At 70.7% G+C, this 4,695-nt stretch carries 6 protein-coding genes; all 6 read left to right on the top strand.

Annotated features, from left to right (window positions below; translation table 11 throughout):
* Positions 1 to 1,092 (top strand): sensor histidine kinase (locus NA8_RS32070; RefSeq protein WP_063054033.1); only part of this gene is annotated, 1,092 nt, incomplete at its 5' end.
* Positions 1,089 to 1,505 carry a roadblock/LC7 domain-containing protein gene (locus NA8_RS32065; RefSeq protein WP_040866307.1) on the top strand — a complete coding sequence of 139 codons (417 nt, stop codon included), beginning with the start codon at positions 1,089 to 1,091 and terminating at the stop codon, positions 1,503 to 1,505. The genes NA8_RS32070 and NA8_RS32065, both read left to right, overlap by 4 nt.
* Complete coding sequence (locus NA8_RS32060; protein ID WP_063054032.1) at positions 1,502 to 1,867, top strand: DUF742 domain-containing protein; 366 nt, start codon at positions 1,502 to 1,504, stop codon at positions 1,865 to 1,867. Before NA8_RS32065 ends, NA8_RS32060 begins: the two co-directional genes overlap by 4 nt.
* Positions 1,848 to 2,492: a GTP-binding protein gene (locus tag NA8_RS32055; RefSeq protein WP_063054031.1), complete on the top strand. Its 645-nt coding sequence runs from the start codon at positions 1,848 to 1,850 to the stop codon at positions 2,490 to 2,492. The genes NA8_RS32060 and NA8_RS32055 overlap by 20 nt, the downstream gene beginning before the upstream one ends.
* Entirely contained in the window at positions 2,489 to 3,760 is a 1,272-nt protein-coding gene (locus NA8_RS32050; RefSeq protein WP_063054030.1) for a cytochrome P450 family protein, read from the top strand. The genes NA8_RS32055 and NA8_RS32050 overlap by 4 nt, the downstream gene beginning before the upstream one ends.
* The coding region (locus NA8_RS32045; protein ID WP_063054029.1) for a cytochrome P450 family protein at positions 3,757 to 4,695 on the top strand (939 nt) is incomplete at its 3' end. The genes NA8_RS32050 and NA8_RS32045, both read left to right, overlap by 4 nt.

Here is a 4,695-nt window from a genome sequence, read left to right as displayed (position 1 = left end):
GCCGCATCCGAGGCCCGAGCCGAGAGCAGCGAGAACCGCCGCGCCGCGGCCATGGCGGCTTTCGCGGGCGCGGCGGGCCGCATGCAGGCGATGACCACCAGCATGCTCGCGGAGCTGCGCGAGATGGAGCACCGGCACGGCGATCCCACCGTGCTCGCCGACCTGCTGCAACTGGATCACCACACCGCCCAGGCCGGCAGGCTGGCCGACAGCATCGCCGTGCTCAGCGGCGCGCGATCCGGCCGCCGGTGGGCCAAACCGATTGCCATGGAATCGGTTCTGCGCGGTGCGATGGGGCGCGTCGCGGGTTATCAACGGGTGCGGCTGCGCGCCGTCGCCGACATCGCGATCTCCGGCCATGCCGCGGAAGGCGTCATGCACGCGCTGGCGGAGCTGCTCGACAACGCCTGCAACTTCTCCCCGCCCACCACCGAGGTACACGTCTACGCCGCCGAGGTTCCGGCGGGCGTCATCATCACCATCGAGGACAGCGGATTGGTCATGAGCGAGTCGGCGCTGCGCCGCGCCGAGGCGGCGGTGGCGGCCACCGGATCGGACGAACGCGGCGCGGGAGTCGACCTGTCCTCGCTCACCGGGACCCGGCTGGGCCTCGCCGTGGTGGGCAACCTCGCGCGCAAGCACGGGCTCACCGTCTCCTACCGGCCTTCGGCCATCGGCGGCACCGCCGTGGTGGTGGTCATCCCGCGGGATCTCACCACCCGCGCGGAGCGGCCGCTGGCGTCCACTACCACCGGCACGCTGCCCGTCGCACGCGAACGCACCCACATCACCGCGCCGCCGGAGCACACGCACGCCGATCCGGAGCCCGTGCGATCCGCCACGGCGCGGCCATCCACCGCCGAGCACGCTCCGCTCGGCGCGAGCCCCGCGCTGCCCAAGCGCCGTCGAGGCAGCACACTGGCCGCGGTCCATCCCGACGGGCTCGCCGCACCGGAGCCCACCGCGCCGACTCCCCCTGCGGCACGCCCCGACTCGCTCGGCGCGTTCCAGCGCGCGGTGAGCGGGCCCGCGACGGGCCGTGCCGCCACCCCTGCCCCCGCCCCTTCCGGCTCCGTGGAGAACCAACTATGACGACCTCCGAGACCGCTCGGCTGAGCTGGCTGTTGGAACAGCTGCTCACCCGCACCCCGCGCACCAGGCATGCCCTGCTGCTGTCCAGCGACGGGTTGAAGATCTGCCACACGCCCGAACTCACCGTGGACGGGGCAGACCAGCTCGCCGCCATCGCGGCGGGCATCCAGAGCCTCTCGCACGGCGCGTCGGTGGAGTTCGGCGACGGGCGGGCCGGGGTGCGCCAGTCGATGACGGAGTTCTACGGCGGCATCCTGTTCATCGTCGAAGCCGGGCTGGGCGCGCACATCGCGGTCGTCGCCGCCGAGGACGCGGACGCGGGACTGGTCGGCCACAACATGCGCGAACTGGTGGAACAGCTGGGTGAGTACTTGGCGGCCGCGCCGCGCTTCCCGGGAGCGGGCGTGTCGTGACCAGGCCAGGCCGCGATGACGACCCCGATCGGCTCTACACGCTGACCGGGGGCCGCAGCAAGCCGGACTCCGACACCTTCGATCTGGTCACCCTGGTGGTCAGCGAGTGCGCGCCGACCGCGGGCATGCAGTCCGAGCACGTGGCGATCCTCGATCTGTGCCGCGCCCCGACCGCCGTCGTGGAAATCGCCGCGGAGCTGCGGATTCCAGTCGGCATCGCCACCATCCTGCTGTCGGACCTGCTGCACGCGGGCAAGATCACCGTGCGTCCGCCGCTCGCCGCTCCCCCCGGCTCGCCCTGGCACTTCCTGCCCGACACCACGACGCTCGAGAAGGTGCTCGTTGGACTTCGCAACCTCTGACCCGCGCCCGGCCCGCGCGGACGCCCCCCTGCATCGTGCGACCACGCGGGGCCTGAAGATCGTCATCGTCGGCGGTTTCGGCGTGGGCAAGACGACGATGGTCCGGGCGGTCAGCGAGATCCGGCCGCTGGACACCGAGGCGATCATGACCGACGAGGGGCTGGGTATCGACGATCCCAGTGGCGCGCCGGGTAAGTCGACGACCACCGTCGCCTTCGACTTCGGCCGGATCACCATCGACGACGAGCACGTGCTCTACCTCTTCGGCGCACCGGGACAAGAGCGGTTCCGGTTCCTCTGGGACCGGCTGTTCACCGGCGCGCTCGGCGCGATCGTGCTGGTGGACCCGCACCGGATCGCCGATTCCTGGTACCCCGTCGACCGGCTGGAACACCAGAAGACGCCGTTCGTCGTCGCCTGCAACGACTTCGGCGGCGGCCACCGCCCCGACGAGGTCCGCGACGCGCTCGACCTGGATCCGCATGTGCCGGTGATCGACTGCGACGCCCGCTCCCGCGAGTCCGGCAAGAACGTCCTCATCACTCTCGTCGAGCACCTCTACTCCCTCGCCCCGCCTCCTGCGGCCCGGCGCCCCTTGCTCCCGACTCCGGAGGCCGCGTCATGACCACGCCCGCGCCGAGTTCCACCGACAGCTGTCCCGTTCACGCCGCCCCGGTCACGTTGAGCGGCCCGCGTTTCCATACCGATCCGCACCAGCTCTATCACGAGATGCGCCGCGAGCACGGCCCGGTGGTCGCCGTCGAACTGCCCGGCGGCGTCCCCGCGTGGCTGGTCATCGGCTACCGCGAAGTGCACCAGGTGACCAGCGATCCCGAATTGTTCCCGCGCGATGTCGGCCGATGGAACCAGTGGCCGAACATCCCGCCGGACTGGCCGCTGCTGCCGATGGTCGGGCAGCCGATGCCATCGATCTATTTCACCGCGGGCGCGCAGCACCGCAGGCACGTGGCGATGGTGGAGCCGGCGCTGGAGGCGGTCGACACCTTCGGATTGCGCCGTGCCTGTGAGGATTTGGCCGACCGCCTGATCGACGCGTTCTGCGGCCGGGGCGAAGCGGAACTGGTCGCCGATTTCGCCGAGCCGCTGCCGGTGCTGGCGCTCGCGCGGATTCTCGGTTTCCCCGACGAGGACGGACCGCAGGTGGCGTGGACGATGAAGACCCTCGCCGACGGCGGGTCCGACGCCCAAGCCGCGCATCAGCAGTTCGCCGAGCACATGCAGCGCCTGCTCGCGAGCAAGAAGAGCGCGCGGGGCGCCGATCTGGTGTCCTGGATGCTCGCGCATCCCGGTCCGTTCACCGACCAGGAATACGTTCTGGACCTGATGGCGATCACCGCCGCGGGGTACCTGCCCACGGCCGACTGGATCGGGAACTCGGTGCGGCTGATGCTCACCGACGACCGGTTCGCCGCCGCCCTCGGCGGCGGGCGCCACAGCGTGGGGCAGGCGATGAACGAAGTCCTGTGGGAGGACACGCCGACCCAGATCCTCGCCGGACGCTGGGCCGCCCGCGACACGCGCTTGGGCGACAAGGTGATCCGCGCCGGGGACATGCTTTTGCTCGGCCTGGCCGCCGCCAATGCCGATCCCCATGTGCGCCAGCACGTCTCCGACGGCGCCGAGCCCGCCCACACCGGCAACAGCGCGCATTTCGCGTTCAGCTACGGCGAATACCGCTGTCCCTTCCCCGCGCAGGAGATCGCCGAGGTCATCGCGCGCACCGGCATCGAGGTCCTGCTCGACCGGCTGCCCGACCTCGATCTCGCGGTACCCGCCCGGAACTTGGTCCGGCGACCGTCGGCCTTCCTGCGCGGCATGACATCCCTGCCAGTCCGCTTCACACCCGTTCGCGCCGTCGGAGGTACCCCGTGAGCACCGAATGCCCGCACGCAGCGACCCTTGTCATCGATCCGATGGTCGGCGACCTGGGCGCGGAGACCAGCCGGCTACGCGCCGAAGGCCCACTCGCCCGGATCGAACTGCTCGGCGTGCCCGCCTGGACCGTCACCCAGCACACGCTCGCCAGGCAGCTGCTCGTCGACACCCGGCTGGTTAAAGACATCAACGCGTGGTCGCTGTGGCAGTCCGGCGCGGTGACCAGGCAGTGGCCGCTGATCGGCATGATCGACGCGGGCCGCTCCATGTTCACCGTCGACGGCGCCGAGCACCGCAGGCTGCGGATCAAGACCACCCAGGCGCTGACCAAGCGCAGGCTCGACGCGCTGCGGCCGACGATCGAGCGGATGACCGCCGAGCTGCTCGACGATCTCGCCGAGGCCGGGCGCGAGGGCGCGGTGGCCGACCTCAAGACGGTGTTCGCCTATCCGCTGCCCATGCGGGTGATCAGCGAGCTGATGGGCGTGGACCGTGCCGACCATCCGATGCTGCTCGACTGGTACAAAGCGTTCTTCTCCCTGCTGACCCCGCAAGAGGAGCGACTGCGGGTGATCGACGAGCTGGACGTCTATTTCACCGACCTGGTGCGCAAGAAGACAGCCGACCCGGCCGACGACCTGACCAGTGCCTTCATCGTCGGCGGCGACGGCACCGAGCCGCTCAGCGAAGAAGAGGTGGTGGGCAACCTGAAGGCACTGGTGGCCGCCGGGCACGAAACCACCATCGGCCTCATCCTCAACGCCGTGCGCGCCCTGCTGGGGCGGCCGGACCAGTTGAGCGCCATCCGCGCCGGTGACCTCACCTGGGAGGCCGCGGTGGAGGAGACCCTGCGCTGGGACAGCCCGGTGACCCATCTGCTGATGCGTTTCGCCACCGAGGACATCGCCGTCGGCGACACCATTATCGAGAAG

Origin of the sequence: Nocardia arthritidis NBRC 100137 (assembly GCF_001612765.1) — a bacterium.
Lineage (GTDB): Bacteria > Actinomycetota > Actinomycetes > Mycobacteriales > Mycobacteriaceae > Nocardia > Nocardia arthritidis.
Note: the sequence above shows the minus strand (reverse complement) of the source record. Positions and strands in the feature narration are given on the sequence as shown.